At 37.3% G+C, this 18,789-nt stretch carries 13 protein-coding genes and 3 pseudogenes; 6 read left to right on the top strand and 10 right to left on the bottom strand.

Translation table 11 applies throughout. The annotated features are described in order from the left end of the window. Positions 1-20 precede the first annotated feature (20 nt). Both P255_RS02705 and P255_RS02700 read left to right on the top strand, forming a co-directional pair. Positions 21-1,385, top strand: coding sequence for an MATE family efflux transporter (locus tag P255_RS02705; protein ID WP_004903364.1), 1,365 nt, complete (start codon positions 21-23; stop codon positions 1,383-1,385). A 210-nt stretch (positions 1,386-1,595) separates the two neighbouring features. Beyond that, positions 1,596-2,074 (top strand): annotated as a pseudogene (locus P255_RS02700) (hypothetical protein). Between the two features lie 130 nt (positions 2,075-2,204). On the opposite strand, the gene P255_RS02695 reads toward P255_RS02700, so the two are convergent. The 5 genes from P255_RS02695 to P255_RS02675 all read right to left on the bottom strand — a co-directional run bounded on the left by P255_RS02695 (position 2,205) and on the right by P255_RS02675 (position 7,635). After that, positions 2,205-3,467 (bottom strand): carbohydrate porin, encoded by a 1,263-nt coding sequence (locus P255_RS02695; protein WP_004903360.1) that lies wholly within the window; start codon positions 3,465-3,467, stop codon positions 2,205-2,207. 160 nt (positions 3,468-3,627) lie between these two features. After that, positions 3,628-4,632 (bottom strand): transketolase family protein, encoded by a 1,005-nt coding sequence (locus P255_RS02690; RefSeq protein ID WP_004903359.1) that lies wholly within the window; start codon positions 4,630-4,632, stop codon positions 3,628-3,630. Between the two features lie 13 nt (positions 4,633-4,645). Continuing rightward, positions 4,646-5,491 (bottom strand): transketolase, encoded by an 846-nt coding sequence (locus tag P255_RS02685; RefSeq protein WP_004903358.1) that lies wholly within the window; start codon positions 5,489-5,491, stop codon positions 4,646-4,648. Positions 5,492-5,506: 15 nt separating this feature from the next. Next, positions 5,507-6,808 (bottom strand): MFS transporter, encoded by a 1,302-nt coding sequence (locus tag P255_RS02680; protein ID WP_035364960.1) that lies wholly within the window; start codon positions 6,806-6,808, stop codon positions 5,507-5,509. A 77-nt stretch (positions 6,809-6,885) separates the two neighbouring features. Further along, positions 6,886-7,635 (bottom strand): SDR family NAD(P)-dependent oxidoreductase, encoded by a 750-nt coding sequence (locus tag P255_RS02675; protein ID WP_004903355.1) that lies wholly within the window; start codon positions 7,633-7,635, stop codon positions 6,886-6,888. Positions 7,636-7,815: 180 nt separating this feature from the next. Between P255_RS02675 and P255_RS02670 the strand changes: the two genes are divergently transcribed. Beyond that, positions 7,816-8,697: a LysR substrate-binding domain-containing protein gene (locus P255_RS02670; protein WP_155756923.1), complete on the top strand. Its 882-nt coding sequence runs from the start codon at positions 7,816-7,818 to the stop codon at positions 8,695-8,697. Between the two features lie 77 nt (positions 8,698-8,774). Here P255_RS02670 and P255_RS02665 read toward each other — a convergent pair. Continuing rightward, positions 8,775-9,017 (bottom strand): annotated as a pseudogene (locus P255_RS02665) (integrase); the annotation flags it as partial. A gap of 1,413 nt (positions 9,018-10,430) precedes the next feature. Here P255_RS02665 and P255_RS02655 point away from each other — a divergent pair. The 3 genes from P255_RS02655 to P255_RS02645 are packed head-to-tail and all read left to right on the top strand — an operon-like array spanning position 10,431 to position 15,005. Beyond that, positions 10,431-11,690: a DNA cytosine methyltransferase gene (locus P255_RS02655; RefSeq protein ID WP_004903347.1), complete on the top strand. Its 1,260-nt coding sequence runs from the start codon at positions 10,431-10,433 to the stop codon at positions 11,688-11,690. Further along, a complete protein-coding gene (locus P255_RS02650; RefSeq protein ID WP_004903345.1) occupies positions 11,687-13,894 on the top strand; it encodes a sensor histidine kinase in 2,208 nt (735 codons plus the stop codon). The genes P255_RS02655 and P255_RS02650 overlap by 4 nt, the downstream gene beginning before the upstream one ends. 1 nt (position 13,895) lies before the next feature. Then, entirely contained in the window at positions 13,896-15,005 is a 1,110-nt protein-coding gene (locus tag P255_RS02645; protein ID WP_004903344.1) for a response regulator, read from the top strand. Positions 15,006-15,048: 43 nt separating this feature from the next. On the opposite strand, the gene P255_RS02640 is transcribed toward P255_RS02645, so the two are convergent. The 4 genes and pseudogenes from P255_RS02640 to P255_RS02620 all read right to left on the bottom strand — a co-directional run bounded on the left by P255_RS02640 (position 15,049) and on the right by P255_RS02620 (position 18,778). Next, entirely contained in the window at positions 15,049-15,801 is a 753-nt protein-coding gene (locus P255_RS02640; RefSeq protein ID WP_004903341.1) for a hypothetical protein, read from the bottom strand. 583 nt (positions 15,802-16,384) lie between these two features. Continuing rightward, positions 16,385-16,615: pseudogene (locus P255_RS15605) on the bottom strand (helix-turn-helix transcriptional regulator). A gap of 96 nt (positions 16,616-16,711) precedes the next feature. After that, positions 16,712-17,620 (bottom strand): recombination directionality factor, encoded by a 909-nt coding sequence (locus tag P255_RS02625; RefSeq protein WP_004903337.1) that lies wholly within the window; start codon positions 17,618-17,620, stop codon positions 16,712-16,714. 111 nt (positions 17,621-17,731) lie between these two features. Further along, positions 17,732-18,778 (bottom strand): YqaJ viral recombinase family nuclease, encoded by a 1,047-nt coding sequence (locus tag P255_RS02620; RefSeq protein WP_004903335.1) that lies wholly within the window; start codon positions 18,776-18,778, stop codon positions 17,732-17,734. Positions 18,779-18,789: the final 11 nt, after the last annotated feature.

Genomic DNA, 18,789 nt, shown 5'->3' with positions numbered 1-18,789 from the left:
TTATAAAGCGAGAATCTATTATGCGAGAACAATCAGTACGCCAGCCGTTAAATACACATGATTTAAATCATGCGATCTTAAACGGATCAATTCCCCATGTAATGCTAAAACTGGCGTTACCCACAATAGCTGTTCTACTCGTACAAACCCTGATTGGATTACTAGAAACATATTTTGTTAGCTCTCTAGGAACTGATGTAATAGCTGGTGTAGCCATAGTGTTCCCAATTCTTATGCTCATGCAAATGCTAGCGAATGGCGGATTTGGTGGAGGACTAGCTTCAGCAATTGCTCGGGCTTCTGGAGCAGGTCGATCAGAAGATGCCCAATCCCTTGTCTGGCATGGTGTAATTCTTGCTGGCATTTTGGGAGGAGTTTTTAGTATTGTTATGCTCACCTCAGCCCAGATGATATATCACTTAATGGGCGTTACTGGCTTAGCTTTAGATGCAGCCCTAAAATATTCCAATATTATTTTTATAAGTTCACCCCTTATATGGGCCGTAGCCCTACTCTCAGTCGCATTACGCGGTGCAGGTGATACAAAAACTCCGGCTCGTATAACACTTCTAGGTGGAGTACTACTTTTACCCCTATCACCTATTCTCATTTTTGGTTGGGGATTCATTCCATCATTAGGTGTAGCTGGAGCTGGGCTCGCTGTCTTAAGTTATTATATTTTTGCCATCATATGCTTAATTAGGCACATGCGAACAACGCATAGCATTATCAAATTATCGATCAAGCCTATCAATTTTCAGTTCTTCAAAGATATTCTTGGTATTGGTTCACTATCCGCTATTGGAATAATTCAACTTAATTTAACTGTTGTCATCGTAACAACCTTAGTTGGTCAATTTGGATCTGCTGCAATCGCTGGGTATGGTATTGCTTCCCGATTAGACTACGTGCAAGTTCCGCTTATGTTCGGTATCGGTTCAGCAATCATGACCATGGTAGGTATTAATTATGGGGCTGAACAATTTCAAAGAGCACGTCATATCACATGGATCGGGGTTTTTATTACATTTCTTATCACCGGCTCAATAGGACTTTTCTTTAGTATTTTTCCTTCCATTTGGCTTGGTTTTTTCAGTCATGATCCATCTGTCCTTCAGACTGGAACAAATTACTTGCAGCATGTTGCACCTTTTTATGGTGCTATAGGTATTGGTATGGCAGTTTATTTTGCTGGCCAAGGTTCAAAACGATTATTTGGCCCTCTTTTAGCAGGTACTATAAGAATGATCATTGCTGCTGTTATTGGAGGTATATCTGTTTTATATTTTAATGCGAGTTTATCAACCTTTTTTCAAGTTCTTGGAGTCAGTGCTTTGATATTTGGTTTAGTTTCACTAATGACAAATTTTTTAACGAAAAAATAAGTAAGGATATTTGCCCGCCCTCAAAATTAAGCTAAAGAGAAAATCGTATATTGTATGTGATATCTACTGAGCAATTGTAAAAAAGCTGTAATCGAGAAAGGCATCAATTGATGCCTTTTATGTAATTCAAGGCCTGAACCGACTGTTGTAAGTCTTTCTGAATAATCCGTACACGGGCCAAATCATGAGTTTATTCAAGTTGCTCTGATTTTGATTCCTCTGTATAAAACTCCTCCAACAAACAAAGAATCTCAAGCCACAGCAGAACCAAAAGCAACATCAGATCAAAATACGCAAACACCTGAAACAAGCAATACGGACAGTACAGAGTATGTGCCGTTTACCGATAAATCATTTTTAGAAAATGGTACTGATGCTGAGCAGGCACAAGAACTGTCACAGGAACCACCTTTACAGGAAGAATTCGAAGTCCGAGTCCGTCGTGATGAGTCGCAATATTCCATGACAGGCTATGTTGATAAACTCAATATCATGTCACTGAATAATGATCCAACCACACTGACTAATGTTTCAATCAACTGCGGTCATTGCAGAACCAAAGGCTTTTATGATTATCAAAATATGCGCTATGGCTCAGTAGCACAGGTGTATTTGGGTTGTGCTGCTGAAAATGTGCGTGAGGTGACTATCACCACCAACAGGGTTTGTCCTATACCTATAATTTTTAGCTATTGAAAACGACGATTTTTTCATTAATTAAGGGAATAAAAAATATTCCCTTCTTTTTAACTCTAAAAATAGTGATTATTTAAATATCAAAAACTTAAAAATATCGTTCAACTTTTAGTGGATATATTTTTAAAAAACAATTTTCGAGCTTAAACCGAGTACTAGCGCATTATTAACATGATTTGTTGCCCCGGGGTTTACTACATATTGAATATTAGGTCGCAACATTAACCATTTCGTGGGGAAATATGAATAGTTCATTTCAATGTTATATTCAGCATCGGCGTTAATATTTTGGTGTACTTGACGATAACGATTACTGACATGGATTCTATTTATAGCTAAGCCTAAAATATCATTGGGATGGCGATCTAAAAGCCCAATGTACTTCAAACCAACTTGTTGCATATTTTCAACTTTATTCGTAGTACGATCATGAAAACTAAAGTTCATGAATCCATATAACCCTTGATTAGTTAAGTCTTTTTGGGTTAATTGTTGTTCTACAACTCCCCACACCCCATATGTATGAGATTTTGGTTCTCCTGTTACGATGTCTTTTTGGTTTTTGAGATCATTAGCAGTATTATAAAATGCCCCTATACGATAAATTCCAGATAAATTATTAATTGCCTGTTTGGGCTGCCAGACAAATTCAACAGGAATATTGACGCCATCGGCATCTTTTGTACCAAAATTCCATCCCTCACTTTCTTCCAAGTTCTTTGGGTTATACTCAAACACTCCCAGTTGTATATATGCTTCAGGGGTAAAGTTGTATTTAGACATTACTGCCCATTGGCTCACAGGTGCATTAATCCATTTGCTGCCTTGCCATTTCCCCATTTGCGCACCGCAAAAAGAATTATTTTGAAAGTCACAAGACATTACATTGAAATAGGTTCCCATAGCGAAACGTCCAACTCGAATACTTGTACCTGCGTTGGAAAAACTCTTTTCAATCGACAACTCAGCAAGTCTTGTACCTGAATTCCCACGTCCATAATTTGCCTGTACATTAGCCAATTGCGGTGCATGTGGATCGGAAATTTGTTCTACTGATACACTTTGGCCTTGTCTTGCCATAATTAATGCACGAACACTGACTCCCTTTAAATCCATCATTTTTTCTAAATCTAAGGTTGAACCGAGAGAAAGCTGGCTAACATAAGTTGGTTCTTGTCGTGGTTTATATCCACCATCTGCCAAGTAAGCAATATCGAGATTGGAACTAGCATCAAATTTGATTCCTTTATCTGCTAAAGCTGTTCGTTCGCCATTCCAATCCCCTGTTAAATTTGTTCGATTCGCATCAAATAAGTTCTCAGCAAAACAAGCCGTATTTGTTCCAATAAGTACACCAATAAGACATAAAAAATTGCTTTTTTTCATTGCACAATCCCTGCAAATTTTGAATATAAGTTTCCCTAAACAGCTAATTGAATAAGCTATTTTGAATGATTAAATGGAGTAAAAGTGGTGTGATAAAATTGCAGCATGGCGAGACTCCTGTCGTACACCATGCTCAATTCACTAACAGAGTTGGACTCTCTTAGGCTAAGTGATTTTTAATTTTCTCTTTAACGGCTTCTGTAGAAATACCATAACGATCATGTAGTGTTGGCAGTGCACCTGCATCTAAAAATGCATCGGGTAACCCAATCATATCAAAACGTGGATGTTGCCCATTTCTTAATAATAAGGTTCCAACTGCTTCACCTAAACCACCAACCACAGAATGATTTTCAGCAGTAAGTACAGGTCGTCCTCCTTTTGCAACTTCAGCTAAAATCGTTTCTTCATCAAGAGGCTTGATGGTTGGAACATGTAGAACTGAAACCTCAATTCCTTCTTTTTCAAGTTCTTCAGCGGCCTCAAGCGCACGCATAGTCAGCAGCCCTGTAGAGATAATCAATAGGTCTTTACCTGGCTTAATGACTTGGGCCTTACCCAATTTAAATTGGTAGTTATATTTATCCAGTACCAATGGAACTTGACCACGTAACAAGCGCATATAAACAGGACCTTGATGAGCAGCAATCTGCGGAATAGCCTGTTCAATTTCCAAGGCATCACATGGATCAATGATCATTAGATTTGGCATTCCACGGAAAATTGCAATGTCTTCTGTGGCTTGGTGACTTGGTCCATATCCTGTTGTTAAACCAGGAAGTGCAGCGACAATTTTGACATTCAAATTATCTTCGGCAATCGCCATACAAATAAAATCATAGGCACGACGTGATGCAAATACAGCATAGGTTGTTGCAAAAGGGACAAATCCTTCACGTGCTAATCCAGCAGCAGCACTCATCAGGAGTTGTTCTGCCATTCCCATTTGAAAGAATTTGTCTGGGTTTTGGTTCGCGAAAATATGTAGATCTGTATATTTGGATAAATCCGCAGATAATCCAACAATATCATCACGCTCTTTCGCTAGCGCATTTAAAGCATGTCCAAATGGTGCTGGCTTGGTTGGTTGCCCTTCTGCAGCAATCGAAGCAATCATGGCAGACGTTTTTAATTTTTTCTTAGGAGAGTTCGCTAATTGGCTCATGGATCTAAACTCCTTATTTGCCGTAATGGGTTAATATATTTAAAGCTTCATCCCATTCGCGTTCATCCACGCGGATAAAATGTGTTTTTTCACGGCTTTCTAAAAATGAAACACCTTTACCCATTTTGGTATCGCAAATAATGACTCTTGGGCATGCCCCTTCGTAGCTTTTCGCTTGATCGAAAGCATCAAGTAAAGCTTCCATATTGTTGCCATCTACGCGTTGGGTATACCAACCAAATGATTGCCAACGATCTACAATCGGTTCAAAAGCTAGAATTTCACTTGAATGCCCATCGGCTTGCTGATTATTCACATCAATAATTGCAATTAGATTATCTAATTTCCAATGTGAAGCCGACATGACTGCTTCCCATGTCGAGCCTTCATTGAGCTCACCATCTGATAGGAAGTTATAAACAAAAGACTCTGATTTCTTTTGCTTTAATCCGAGGCAAGCGCCTACCGCAATACCTAAACCATGACCAAGTGAACCACCTGTGATTTCCATACCAGGGGTATACGTTGCCATGCCTGACATAGGTAAACGACTGTCATCAGAACCATAGGTTTCTAGTTCTTCAAGTGGAATAATCTTTGCTTCGATCAAAGCAGCATATAAAGCAATTGCATAATGACCTATTGAAAGATAAAAGCGATCTCGTCCTTCCCATTCAGGATTTTCAGGCTGATATTTCATTGCATGAAAATAAGAAACTGCAAGTAGATCAGCTGCACCTAAGGCCTGTCCAACATAACCTTGGCCCTGTACTTGTCCCATACGTAACGCATGTTGACGAATGTTATATGCACGTTGCTGTAGTTCAGCAATACGAGCTTCTTTATTCATATTTGACATGATTAACTTCTCTTATTAACGATTAACAAGTTTTGCTGGAACGCGCAATACTAGGCTGGCGCCGACAACTAAGACTGCTGTGATTAAAAACATACCTATGGCGTTCGAACCTGTATTAGTCGTAATCCAACCGATGAGAAACGGAGAACAAAATCCAGCGAGATTGGCAAAACTATTGATTCCAGCAATACCCGCAGCGGCTGAAACACCACCTAAAAAGTTAGTTGGCAACATCCAAAACAAAGAAGATGCGGTGAGTACACCTGATGCCGCAATACATAAACAAATCAGCGATAGGGTTAGATTTGAGGCAAACAATGTTGCGAAGGTAAGTGCAACTGCACCAGCACACATAGGAATAATTAAATGCCAGCGACGCTCTCTAAAGTGATCTCCGCTACGGCCTGCTAATAGCATTACAACTATGGCACACATATAAGGTAGGCTGGTCAACAAGCCAATATGCAAGTTGTCGCTAATGCCCGAGTTACGAATTAATGTCGGCAACCAGAAAGTAATTGCATATTGTCCCATTACGACACAAAAGTAGATTCCAGCTAGTAACCACAAGCGTTTATCACTAATAAAGTCTTTAATACTGCCATGGCCTTCTTTATGCTGATTATCTTGAGCTAACTCATCTTGAACCAGACGCTTTTCTTCATTACTAAGCCAATTAGCATCCTGTACTGAATCTTTTAATACAGCCAATACAAAAAGTCCTACGATCACTGTTGGTATTGCTTCGATGACAAACATCCATTGCCAACTATCCCAACCATGAACACCACCCATTTTGTTCATGATCAATCCAGATAGCGGCCCACCGATCATGCCTGAAAGTGGTATTGCAATGAACCAAAGTACTGTCATGCGGGCACGACGGTAAGATGGAAACCAGTATGTAAGATAAAGTAATAATCCTGGTGCAAGCCCTGCCTCAGCAACACCTAATAAAAATCTCAGCACATAAAATTGCCATTCCGTTTGTACAAAAGCAAAACACCCTGACAATATGCCCCAAGTAATCATAATTCTAGCAATCCAGCGACGCGCACCGACCTTATGCAAAATGATGTTACTGGGTACTTCACATAGGAAATATCCAATAAAGAAAATCCCTGCCCCTAATCCATAAACGGCTTCACTCAAATGCAAATCATTTATCATTTGAAGTTTGGCAAAACCAACATTTACACGGTCTAGATAAGCACAAAAATAACAAAGCATTAAAAATGGCATCAGACGAAATGCAATTTTTCGGTATGCCGAAGTCCGTAGAGTAATATCTACTTCAGATGAAAATATGATATCCATCATGCGAGTCCCTTTACATTTGGCCACAATATCCTCTCGTGGCCATGTCTCTATTTTAAATTTTTTAATACTGAGTTTTAGTGAATCAGCATTCCGCCATTTACGTCTAAAGTTACACCTGTTAAATAGGCTGATAGATCACTGGCTAAAAATAACGCTGCATTTGCAACATCTTGTGCTTTACCTAAGCGACCAAGTGGAATACCTGCAAGAATGTCATGACGACGATCATCATTCATTAAACCACCAGTAATGTCTGTTTGAATAAGACCTGGTGTAAGTGAGTTGACACGAATATTATCTGCACCAAACTCGCGAGCCATCGCTTTACCTAATCCTAAAACCCCTGCTTTGGCAGCGCTGTAGTGTGGACCACCAAAAATACCACCACCTCGTTGTGCCGAAACGGATGATAAACACACAATACTTCCTCCACCGTTTTCTTTCATTGAGGGAATTACAGCCTGAGACATAATGAGCGTTCCACGCAGACTGACATCCAAAATACGGTCATAATCATTACGTTTGATATCTAATGTTTTTACAGGTTGGGTAATGCCTGCATTATTGACCAAAATATCAATTTTTCCGTAGTGTTGAAGGGCTTGTTCCACAGCAGCGTGTGCTTGTTCTTCATTTGCAACATTTGCTGCTAAACCTAAATGACCTTCGCCCAATGCTTTAGCTGCATTCTGGCTTTGCACAAGATCTAGATCAACAATAATGACTTTCGCGCCTTGCTGTGCAAAGATTTCTGCTGTTGCACGACCAATGCCACGCTCTGATGCGGCACCTGTGATTAACGCTACTTTTCCTTGTAGTAACATGTCTATTCCTCTTTTCTTCAACATATTCATTCATCGTTAGATTCTCTTTTTTCACAGTTAGCAGCAATAAGGTTAAACTCAACTAGACATGAATTTTATTCATGTCTGTGGTATTTTTAGTTGAGATTCGAAAGAAAAATGGAATTTTAAATGAACAATAGTGAAAAAAATTACAATCAAGTGCCTGCAATAAAAACCTTACAAGCATTTGAACAAACTGCTCGATTAGGAAATGTGGCAAAAGCAGCAGAGGTTTTGAACCTCACACCATCTGCTGTCAGTCATCAAATAGCAAAACTAGAAGAAATGATTGGTCAAAGCTTATTTATAAGGGGCGCACGAGGAGTGACCTTAACGCCTTCTGGTGAACGTTATTATCAAGATGTAACGACTATCTTGCATAATTTGATGTTAGCGACTGAACAAGCATCAGATAAAAGCCCCAAAGATAGCTTATATATCCATTCTTCACCTAGCTTTGGGCTTCTGTGGCTATTGCCAAGATTGGAATCATTTAAAGAAAAATATCCTCTCATTCAGGTGAATTTGTCTTGCTCTTATGAAAACCTTCATTTCACACGAGATAAAATTGATATTGATATTCGTCATGGTATTCCGAATTGGACAAGTGTCGAAATTAGAACGGTTCGAAGTGAAAAACTAGAAGTTCTTGCCTCCCCCAAATTACTTGAACGCAGTCCAGTATCTAAGCCTAAAGATTTATTAAAAAAAGAATTAATTTTGTCGAAGTCCACTCTCGTGACATGGCCCCAATGGTTTGCACACCACGGGTTGAGTATTCCTGAATTTCCTTATACATTTAGTTTTGATCGCTCATACATGTCGCTTGAAGCTGCAACTCATGGGCTTGGATTCGTCCTTGAAAGCAATTTACTCACCCAAAATTATTTAGATTCAGGAAAACTTGTCAAAGTCTTTCCTGATGACTTATCCGTGCCCATATCTGCACACCACTTAGTTTATCCACGTACCCATGAGAACATTCTCAAGGTGAACCATTTTTTAAACTGGATTGGTGACGAAATCATAAAAGATAAGTAATGAACTCAGAATTAATAATGATCAAACAATCGTTTAGAACAAGGAAGTCGGTCTCTTTTTTGACTGGATGATATTTAACGTGTTTGTCTTAACTGAGCTGTGACCTTATCAAAGCCATTTAAATCAATATCCATTTCCCACATAACAGCAGCATGAGAAAGCACACCACGGATATGTAAAAGCTCATGTTGCTGCGTACTAGTCCCGATAGGCTCAAGTTCGAGATGAGGGACTCCCCCCTTCCTTAAAGCAACATGATCGGCCAAATGTACTGATTTTATTTTTGTGATACTATGCCGCGCAATTGAAAAGCCCTGTATATGCTTAAATCCGCAGAGTGTCGCTTTGTACATCAGCCACCTTTCTGAAGATTGAGTAATGGTATTTTTCTATTCATTTTTCAGGATTTCTCACTATTTTAAGCTGTCGTTTGCAACTTCATTTTTTATCTTCTTACATTTCAAACTCGGTTTTTATATCAACCGTTGTGCTTAATTATTTTTTAGAAGATAACAGTGAGTTCATTTGGAAAACTGTATGGTGTGATAGGTCGCACTCATTTTTCAAACACAAAATAGGCTAAAATAGTGGTTCGTTCATATTCTCGATGTAACATTGATTCAACAGGTTGGTTTTAAATGAATATCTCGCAAAGCACTGAAATCAAGCAACGCCCCCGCATCAGTGTTGCACCGATGATGGATTGGACACATCAATAAAAATAATAATTAAAATACAATAATTTATAGATTTACAAATAAATTATGGTGTAAAATTGGTGTAGAGCTTAACTAATTAAATAATATTACTCTCCTACCCATCAAGCCTTAAGTAAATCATCAAAGAGAAGTTTGGATAGATAAATTCTTAACATGTGTTCAAAGTTATCTCTAGTACTATATTTTTCTAACTCATTTCACGAATGATTAACTTTTAAAAGCTATCAACTAATATTGCACATACCTAAATAAATTTTTAGACTCAAAAAACCAACACTACTTAAATTATCAAACATGAAAGAAAAAATTTTCGCCTTTATTAAAAAAAAGAATGGTCATATCTCATTCGTGGAATTACAAAATGAATTTCCTGAAATCAAGGGAAATGAGCACTTTGGACAGGAAAGTTTTAATTTATTGTTCTGGCCCAATGTAACCATGGAGTTTATTGAAACAATTAATACCTTAATTAACCCGAATCGCGGATAAGCAATTGAGTTGAAAAAGAGAAGGACCTGAGCCATCAATAAAGATCATTTACTAATTTTTAAAGCTGGTGCTGCAAAGACTGCTTCTGGTAAAGATTTACCGTCAATCACCATTACCCGTAACGATGGTAACCAATTCCGTTATTCAGAGCAAGACCGTGACTCAGACTATACGGGTGTATCAACCAGTTACCATGACACAGGTAAAGCCGAACGTGCGAGTGCTGCGAAGATAGCTGAGATTAAGCGCCAAATGGCGAAATTCAGCATCAATTTGACTTATGGTGTACAATCAGTACAGAGTCGCCCATCCAACTACAGGGCTTTAAAGTTGAGGTAGATAGGCTGAAATGGATCGTTGAAAAAGCTACTCATAGCTATGCCAAAAGTAGCGGTCTAACGACCCAGTTAGAATTAGAATCGCAAGTATAAATAATAGCTTTTCAACAAATTAACAGTCTATAATGCTTGGTAAAGATAATCCTTTATTGTTATCCTGGTTTAAATAATTAATTATAGTCTGTATATGTCTAATATCTTAAAATTTCTGGATTTATTCGCTGGTGCTGGAGGACTTTCCGAAGGTTTTATCCGTGCTGGCTTTGAACCAGTTGCCCATGTTGAAGCTGATGCATCTGCGTGTTATACCTTAAAAACACGCCAAGCTTTTCATTGGCTTAATAAGAATAATAAAAGTAATATTTATACAGATTATCTGAATAATAAAATTACGAGAGATGAGCTTTATGAGGCTGTTCCTCAAAACGAGATTAATTCTGTTATCAATAAATTTATAGATAAAGAAACATTGCCTGAAATTTTTCAGGAGTTGGATAATATTTTAAATAATGAAAAGATCGATTTAATTATTGGTGGCCCACCCTGCCAAGCTTATTCGCTCATTGGCCGTGCGCGTGGCAACATGGTCAACGATGCAAGGAATCACCTCTATATTTATTATGCAGAATTTTTGAAACGCTACTCTCCTAAATATTTTGTTTTTGAAAACGTACTTGGCCTACTTACAGCTAAAGATCCGAATGGTCATTTATATTTCGACAAGATGAAGGCCTTGTTTGTCGAAATTGGCTACACGATTGAGTATAAAGTTCTATCTGCCAATGAATACGGTGTATTACAAAACCGTAAGAGGATTATTTTAGTCGGCAAAAAGGATCATTTATCTGATGACTCTTTCTATCCCGAGCCTGAAAAATGGAATCCCGAAGTCAACGTATGGGAACTCTTTGCTGATTTACCCAAAATTCAAGCTGGTGGTGGTACACCAGCTCCTCAAAAATATGTTCGTTATAAAAGTGAGTGGCTCGAAAAATCAGGTATTAAAGGAAAATTCCCTCTTACTTGGCATCAAGCTCGCCCTCATTCTGAGCAAGACTTAGAAATTTATCGTTTTGCTGTCAATTTATGGAACGGTGAAAAAAGGCGATTACACTATAACGACCTACCTTCACGCTTAAAAAGCCATAAAGGTACCGACTCATTTGTCGATCGTTTTAAAATTGTTGCTGGTGACCTTCCTGCAACACATACAGTTGTTGCTCACATTTCTAAAGATGGACATCACTATATTCATCCAGACATTGAGCAAAACCGTTCAATTACTCCAAGAGAAGCAGCGCGAATTCAAACCTTCCCTGATGATTATTATTTTGAAAATGTTTCAGGGAAACCTGCGCGCACCAGCGCATTTAAGCAAATTGGAAATGCTGTACCCGTTTTACTTGCACAAAAAATCGCAGAACAATTATTAAGGAATTGGGAATGACTGATCAATTTATAGAAGACAATAAAATAACTGGTTCATATAAAATCCGCCCAGCAGGACGGCACTTACTTACGATTGGTCGTGACCTGATACAGGACAATAATGCAGCCTTAATAGAATTAATTAAAAATGCATTTGACGCAGATTCACCTGATATAAAAATAACATTTTCAATGAAAGAAGATCATTCATTCTATAAAATCACAATAGAAGATCATGGTCATGGAATGGATAGAGATACCATTATTACCAAATGGATGGTTCCATCAACGAATGATAAACTAAACAGAAAAACCAGTCCTAAAGGTCGAATTCTACAAGGACGAAAAGGTATTGGTAGATATGCCGCAGCAATTTTAGGTAAAGACCTGTTATTAGAATCTATTGATGAAAATGGTGAAAAAACAACAGCTTTTATAGAATGGCAGCAATTTGAAAATGCCAAATTCCTAGATGATGTTGAAATCTTAATTGAATCCACTCAAACAAAAGAAAGTCCAGGTACTACTTTAATTGTTACAGGAGATAAAGTTGGTTTAGAAGAATGGTCTGATAAAAAACTCCAAGATTTACAGTTCCAAATTAAAAAATTAATGTCTCCATTAAATAAAGAAGTACAAGCGAATGAGAATGATAAATTTGAAGTCTATATAATCCAAGATCATTTTATTCAATCCCCTGATGGACTAATAGAAGAAAAAATTGAACCATTCCCTTTGATTGATATGTTTGATTATCGAATTTCAGGCAAGCTAAATGAGAATGGGGATGGTATTTTCAAATTCCAAACACAAAAATCCACTACGCATAACTTTAATGATGAAATAACTTTTTCCTTAGGCCGACCAACAAATTGTGGAAAATTAGAATTTGATATTTCAGTATTTGACCGTGAAATTGAATCGCTTGACCAACTAATTCAACGTGGAATTAAACATAATTCCAATACTTTTTTTTCTAGACAAGAAACTCGTAAATTACTAGATGATTATAATGGAATAGGTGTTTTTCGTAACGGATTTAGAATTCGGCCTTTAGGTGATGCAGACTTTGATTGGTTAAAACTAAACAAACAAAGAATTCAAAATCCTTCCCAAAAAATAGGCAGTAATCAAGTAATAGGCCATATAAACATTGAATCAGAAGAACATTCTAATTTAATAGAAAAAAGTGCTCGTGATGGATTAAAAGAGAACCTTGCATTCGATAATTTAAAAAAAATCTCTACACAAATTATCGAATTATTAGAATTAAGACGCTTTGAAATTAGGCGAAAGCTTGGTATATCAAGACCTGCCGTAAAAATTGAACAAGAACTTGAACTTCTTTACTCATTTAAAAATTTTGGTGATGAGATTGTTAACACATTAAAATCTAAAGGGCTAGATAGTGCTTCAACTGAAGCTGTGTCTCAGATGTTATTTAAAAAGAGTAAAGAAATTACTAAAGCTGCAGAGAACCTTCAGAAAACACTTGCAATGTATCAAGGCCAAGCCACTGTAGGTAACATTATTAATTTGGTACTTCATGAAGGAAGACTTCCATTATCAGCAATAAAATCAAATATTAAATACTTCAAAAAACGGCATAACGAATTCTTAGAAACACAAGATGAAAATAAATTAAATGCAAGTATTCCATTTGCTACTGAAATTTCTAAGAATGCAGAAAGCTTTAGTGAGCTGTTTTCAAGGCTAGACCCACTAGCTTATAAAAATCGTGACAAGGTAGAAGATATTAATGTCTATAAAGAGCTTGTATCAGTAGTTTCTATGTTTGCAAATGATATGAGTGAAAAAGATATTTCTTACACTATTACTGGCAGTCAAACAGTTGAATATGAATGTTGGTCACAAGACTTGAGATCAATATTTATTAATTTAATTCAAAATAGTATCTATTGGATGCATGAAAAAAATAGTCATGAGAAGAAAATTACTATTCATATTGGCGAAGAAAATGCTCAATTAGCCTTCATAGATTACAAGGATAGTGGCCCTGGTATTGATAAATCAATAAATGATAAAAATTTGATATTCGAACCTCAATTTACAACCAAAAAAGAAGGCATGGGTCTCGGGTTGGCTATAGCTGGTGAAGCAGCACAAAGAAATGGTTTACATCTATCAATTTTTGATGTGCCTATTGGTGTCTATTTCAGAATAGATATTGTAGAAACGAGTGCTATTAACGAAGGGGAATAATGTGGAAATTATAAAAGTTCTATTTGTAGAAGATAATAAAACTGCAATTAGTCAATTTAATACAAATTTGGCTGAATTTAATTCAGAAAATGATGAGTACAATATAACTGAAACCATAGTTGATAATTTTGATCAAGCAATAAAAATACTTGATAAAACATTCGATGCTATCATTTTAGATTTAGCACTAAATCAAAATCACAATGGTGGAAATGATATCGCAAAAAGATTAGAAGAAAGTAACATTAGAGTGCCAATTCTGTTTGTTTCGGGTAATCATGGGAATGTTCAAAAAAATCGTTTGGTCATAAATATCAGATCAAGAGATGATGGTGACTATGAAGATGACTTTAAATTAATATTAAATGTATATCAAACTGGCTTAACAAATATATTAGGTGGGAGAGGAGAAATTGAAAAAAAACTTTCCGATATCTTTCTAGAAACAATTTTGCCTGAATTAGATATATGGAAAACACATGTCATTAATGAAGATGATAAAAAAAATACTGAGAAAGCACTATTACGTTTAGTAGTGAATCATCTTCATCATTTACTAGAAGATGAAGAAACACCATCCTATCCAGAAGAATTCTATGTTTATCCTATTAAAGATGAGATATTAAGAACAGGAACATTGTTAAAATGTATAACAACTGGAAATTACTTCATTAGTTTGAGCCCTGCTTGTGATTTAGCTATTAGAAGAAATGGAACCTGCAATACTGATAGATTATTAATAGCTGAAATCAACAATCATGATAATATTAAAGATATTGCACTACATGAGTTCTCACAACTTGCTAAAGATGCAAAGACTAGAAAAAAAGTAAAAAATAAACTAGAGAACTTATATGGAAATAATTTTACTAATTATTATCACTACCTACCTAAGATAAAAATTTTTGATGGGGGATTTATTAATTTCAGAAGAGCCAAATCTATAGAATTAACTGAATATAGTCGGGATTATGAAAACTTAAAAATTCAAGTTTCCTCTCCATTTATAAAAGATATTCTCGCACGTTTTTCATCCTACTATGCCCGACAAGGTCAACCTGTTATAAATTCAAAAAATAGTATTAATAATATATTAGAATCATACAAATAAAAAATTAAGGCCTTTAAAATTAAGGCCTTAATTAACTATATTATTAATTATTCAAACTAAAGTCATAATACTTAGCTAGAATACTTAATGCACTTTCCCTTAGATTATTAATAATATTTTTATCTTGCTCATCTAGCTCTAAATCTTTAATTAAATTCTTGATTTCTCTTGTAAGTTGGGCTAATGAATCAGCTTTAATGACTCTAGATGAAATAAATCTGAACTTCATATCATGCATTGTTACAACACTTGCAATACAAAGAATATCATCATCCTTAAATCTATCTAAGAAAAATTTTTTGTCTGCTCCATTAGTATAATATTTAGAAAATACTATACGTCTTTCTTCTTCTTCTTCTTCACCATCTTCATTAATCCAACGTCCAGGAGCTGTATAAGAAATTAATCGACCAAAATCACCACCACCATAACTAGCAACTGAACCAAACTCTATACCGTGTTTAATAATATTTTGTCCATTTTTTGCTGGATCATACTCCCAACAAGGACCATTACTGATAATGTTATTCTCGGCTAATTCCAATTGATCATAAGAGTACATATCGCCTTTATTTTCATAATTTTTTTTCACAAGACATCTAAAAATCTCATTGCGCGTATTAATACTTAATTTACAAGTACCATTAAGTATTTTTTTTAAGAACTCTGTTCTTTCTTCAGATAATTGAAGCTCTGTTCTAATTCTTTGTAAAAAAGTGTCTATATCGGTAGCTTTAATTTCTTCACTTAAAATTTTCGATAATAATTCATTTTCGTGTGTAGCCTCTTTGTTCATTTTTCACCTCTAGAATTTATTTAATCAACAAAAAACGATATCGTTATCTATAATGAGCCAAATCATTGTACCAAAAGGGAAAAATTACTCTACAAGAACTCAATAAAAAAGCCCTCCATAGTAGAGCTATAAATTTTCTTAACCCAATCTTACTTTGGTGGCAAACTTTCCTTCGCTTTCACCAACTCGGTACTTGCCTTAATCAACTCAGTAGCAGCGGCCAGTTGATTAAGGCAAGTACCCGATCTTATCATTTTAACTTTGATCAATTTCTTTACCAAAGTACTTCTGTGCCAATTCTTTATAAATTTCAGAATGATGTTCTTTATCTACATTCTTTAAATATAGCGGTTGATTGCAGACAAAATAATGGACACATAGTCCCTCTAAAGATAACGTAACATTAACTTTGGAGATATAAAAATAACTAACTAGGCTTTCCCTATCTACATAAAACGTTGCTTGAGTAAATTCATCAGCGTATTAATTGTAATAATCAATTGTCCTCATGGTTAATGCGTAGGTTAAAAACTGAACTCAGCCTACTAAAAACCAAAAAATAAGGGAGCCCAAGCTCCCAGTTTTATGCACGGTTCGCTAACTTATTTTCAATCCATTCATGAATTTCATAAGCAGACCATCCGATATGATTCTGTGTAATTTTAACTTTTTTAGGGAAAGTTGGATTGTATTATGGTGAGTTTTCACCCATCATTTCATAGATCTTTGCTCGGCTAATACTTGTGAATTGAATTACCTCTTTAATATTAATAATTTGATTCATCTGAAATGTCTGACCTGTGAACGCATTCATGATGTTTACTCCTGATCATTGATGCGAGCGGGTATTCGCTCAAATGATAAGCAAATCCAATAAAATTTTACGGAGTCTCATGCTATCTACTTCCTCCTAATTCACTGCCCTTACACTCCTCTGTAAACCCTGCTGAATATCTTGAACAAAACCATCCCCTTGATTGGATTTAGATGGCATTTGTTCAAAAACAACAGCTTCATCTGGATAAAACTCCTCTACAACCTGCATTCCATCTTCGCCCTCATCCCTATCAAACACGGCATTAGCATAGCCTTGCCGTGCCACCTGATCCAGTAACTCCTGTTGAAAGCCACAGGCTTGGGCTTCCTGTTGCAGTTGTTTGGCCTCAAGGATGGCTTGTTGCAAACTGATTCCCTCCCTAAGCGTCAGATCGACATAGTAGATCGGTGTGCCATAGCTTTGACTGGTGCTTTTGCCTCTTAAAGTCAGTTGTAAGGGCAGGCAGGACAGCAAGCCATTCACCGCAGCATGGTAATAACGCAACCGTGCCGCTAAGGTGCGAATGCTGTTAAAACCTGTGGTTCGCAGCACAAAGCTGCCGAGTTCATCCTGCTCATCCAGATTGACGTATAAACGGGCATAGGGCTTGCACTGTCCACCTTGCGCCAGTGGACACAAATCAGGGGATGGACAAGGATGTTGTTCAACCCCTTTACCTGTTCGACGCTGACAAGTTTCACCATCGCCAATACACACAGGTCGTCCTGTCTGACGGTCAAACAACGTATATTCAGCACGGAGATTAAGATCAGGGTCATCAAATAGCATTCGTACTGGAATGCTTCGAAGTTTCTGATTCGGGACTTTGGCTCTGAGCTGCTCATCCAAAGGATGTTTCACCCAGCCCTCTTTACTGTGAATCTGGCTGGTAATGGTGAATTGATCATCTTTTTCTGGCAGACGTTTACCATTCTTTTCCACAATTTTGCCAATGCTGATACGACCGAGTACGGGTGGGGTAATAATTAAACCTTTAATCATGTTGATATCCTCTTCATGGAATTAAATAAAAACGTAATAAAAAATCCCATGGGATAAGCATGGGATGGATTGAGATTGTGGAATATGGGGATAGTTTGTAAACAGGTCGGTTCAATCGTTGTAAATCTGAAAGCGTCGACTGCCCTGCTTGCTTTGTGGAAACTGCTCTAGATATTCGGGATGTTGTTTGAGTAAGGCTTTTGTATCCAAACTGACTGAATCCTTGGCGCGTTTCCATGTCACCGAGCCACCCTGAAATACTGCTCGTTCTACCTCTTGCATCTTGGCTTGTAGCTGATGTTTCAGCAGATCAAATTGCTCTTGGTGCTGTTCAACCAAATTGCGCTGTTGAATCAACTGTTCAAACTGTTGATTGGCCTCAGCATCTTCAGACAGATCCGTTGTGCTGAGTGGCATATGCTCGGGATAGAGTAATTGCAGGGCTTTGCCTGCAGAGCTACTTGCATCCACCGAAGGCGGAATATCCTGTTCCACACAGTCCCAGAACTGACGTTCCGCCTGAATGATGTGACGAATCACTGATTCACTACGCGTGACTTTAAAGATTTTGGTTTCATGCCCACACAGCAACACACAAACATGTGCCGCCTGTTTACCGGTCACGGCCAGTTGGTGCTGTACCTGACATAAAACATAGAGTGGAACCCCATCCCGCCAAAGTTTTGCCCCATGTTCGCCTGCGGTTTTACATTCCAGAATCTGCACTTCAGGAGTGCCCACCACAGCATAGTCCAGATTCGCCAGCATAAAGTGCTTATCTGGATCAGGGTGCTGTAATATCGCATTCACGCGTCTGACTTTATGCTGGGTATGCAGGCTGTAGTATTCAGCCACCAGTGGCTCTAGCTGTTTACCCCAGTACAAAGGTGCATGCCCTTGATGATCATCTTCGAGGTTTTGCTGAATCCGTCCAGTTTTAATCATCCACAGTTCCAGCATCGACATATAGGGATTCAGTCCACAGGCTGCGGCACAATCACTGCTACCAATGCCCTTCCGACGTACTTCCAGCCATTCGGCTTGGCTGAGTTTTTTGGTATCGACAAAGCGTTTGGCGCTAAACAGTTTGGGACGATTGTTATTCAATGAATGTGTAGTGGGTGGAGATGAGGTTGAAATGGGAAGTGCTGTATTCATAAGTGATTCCT

This window comes from Acinetobacter brisouii CIP 110357 (genome assembly GCF_000488275.1).
Taxonomy (GTDB): domain Bacteria; phylum Pseudomonadota; class Gammaproteobacteria; order Pseudomonadales; family Moraxellaceae; genus Acinetobacter; species Acinetobacter brisouii.
This window is presented reverse-complemented; position numbering and strand designations above follow the sequence as displayed.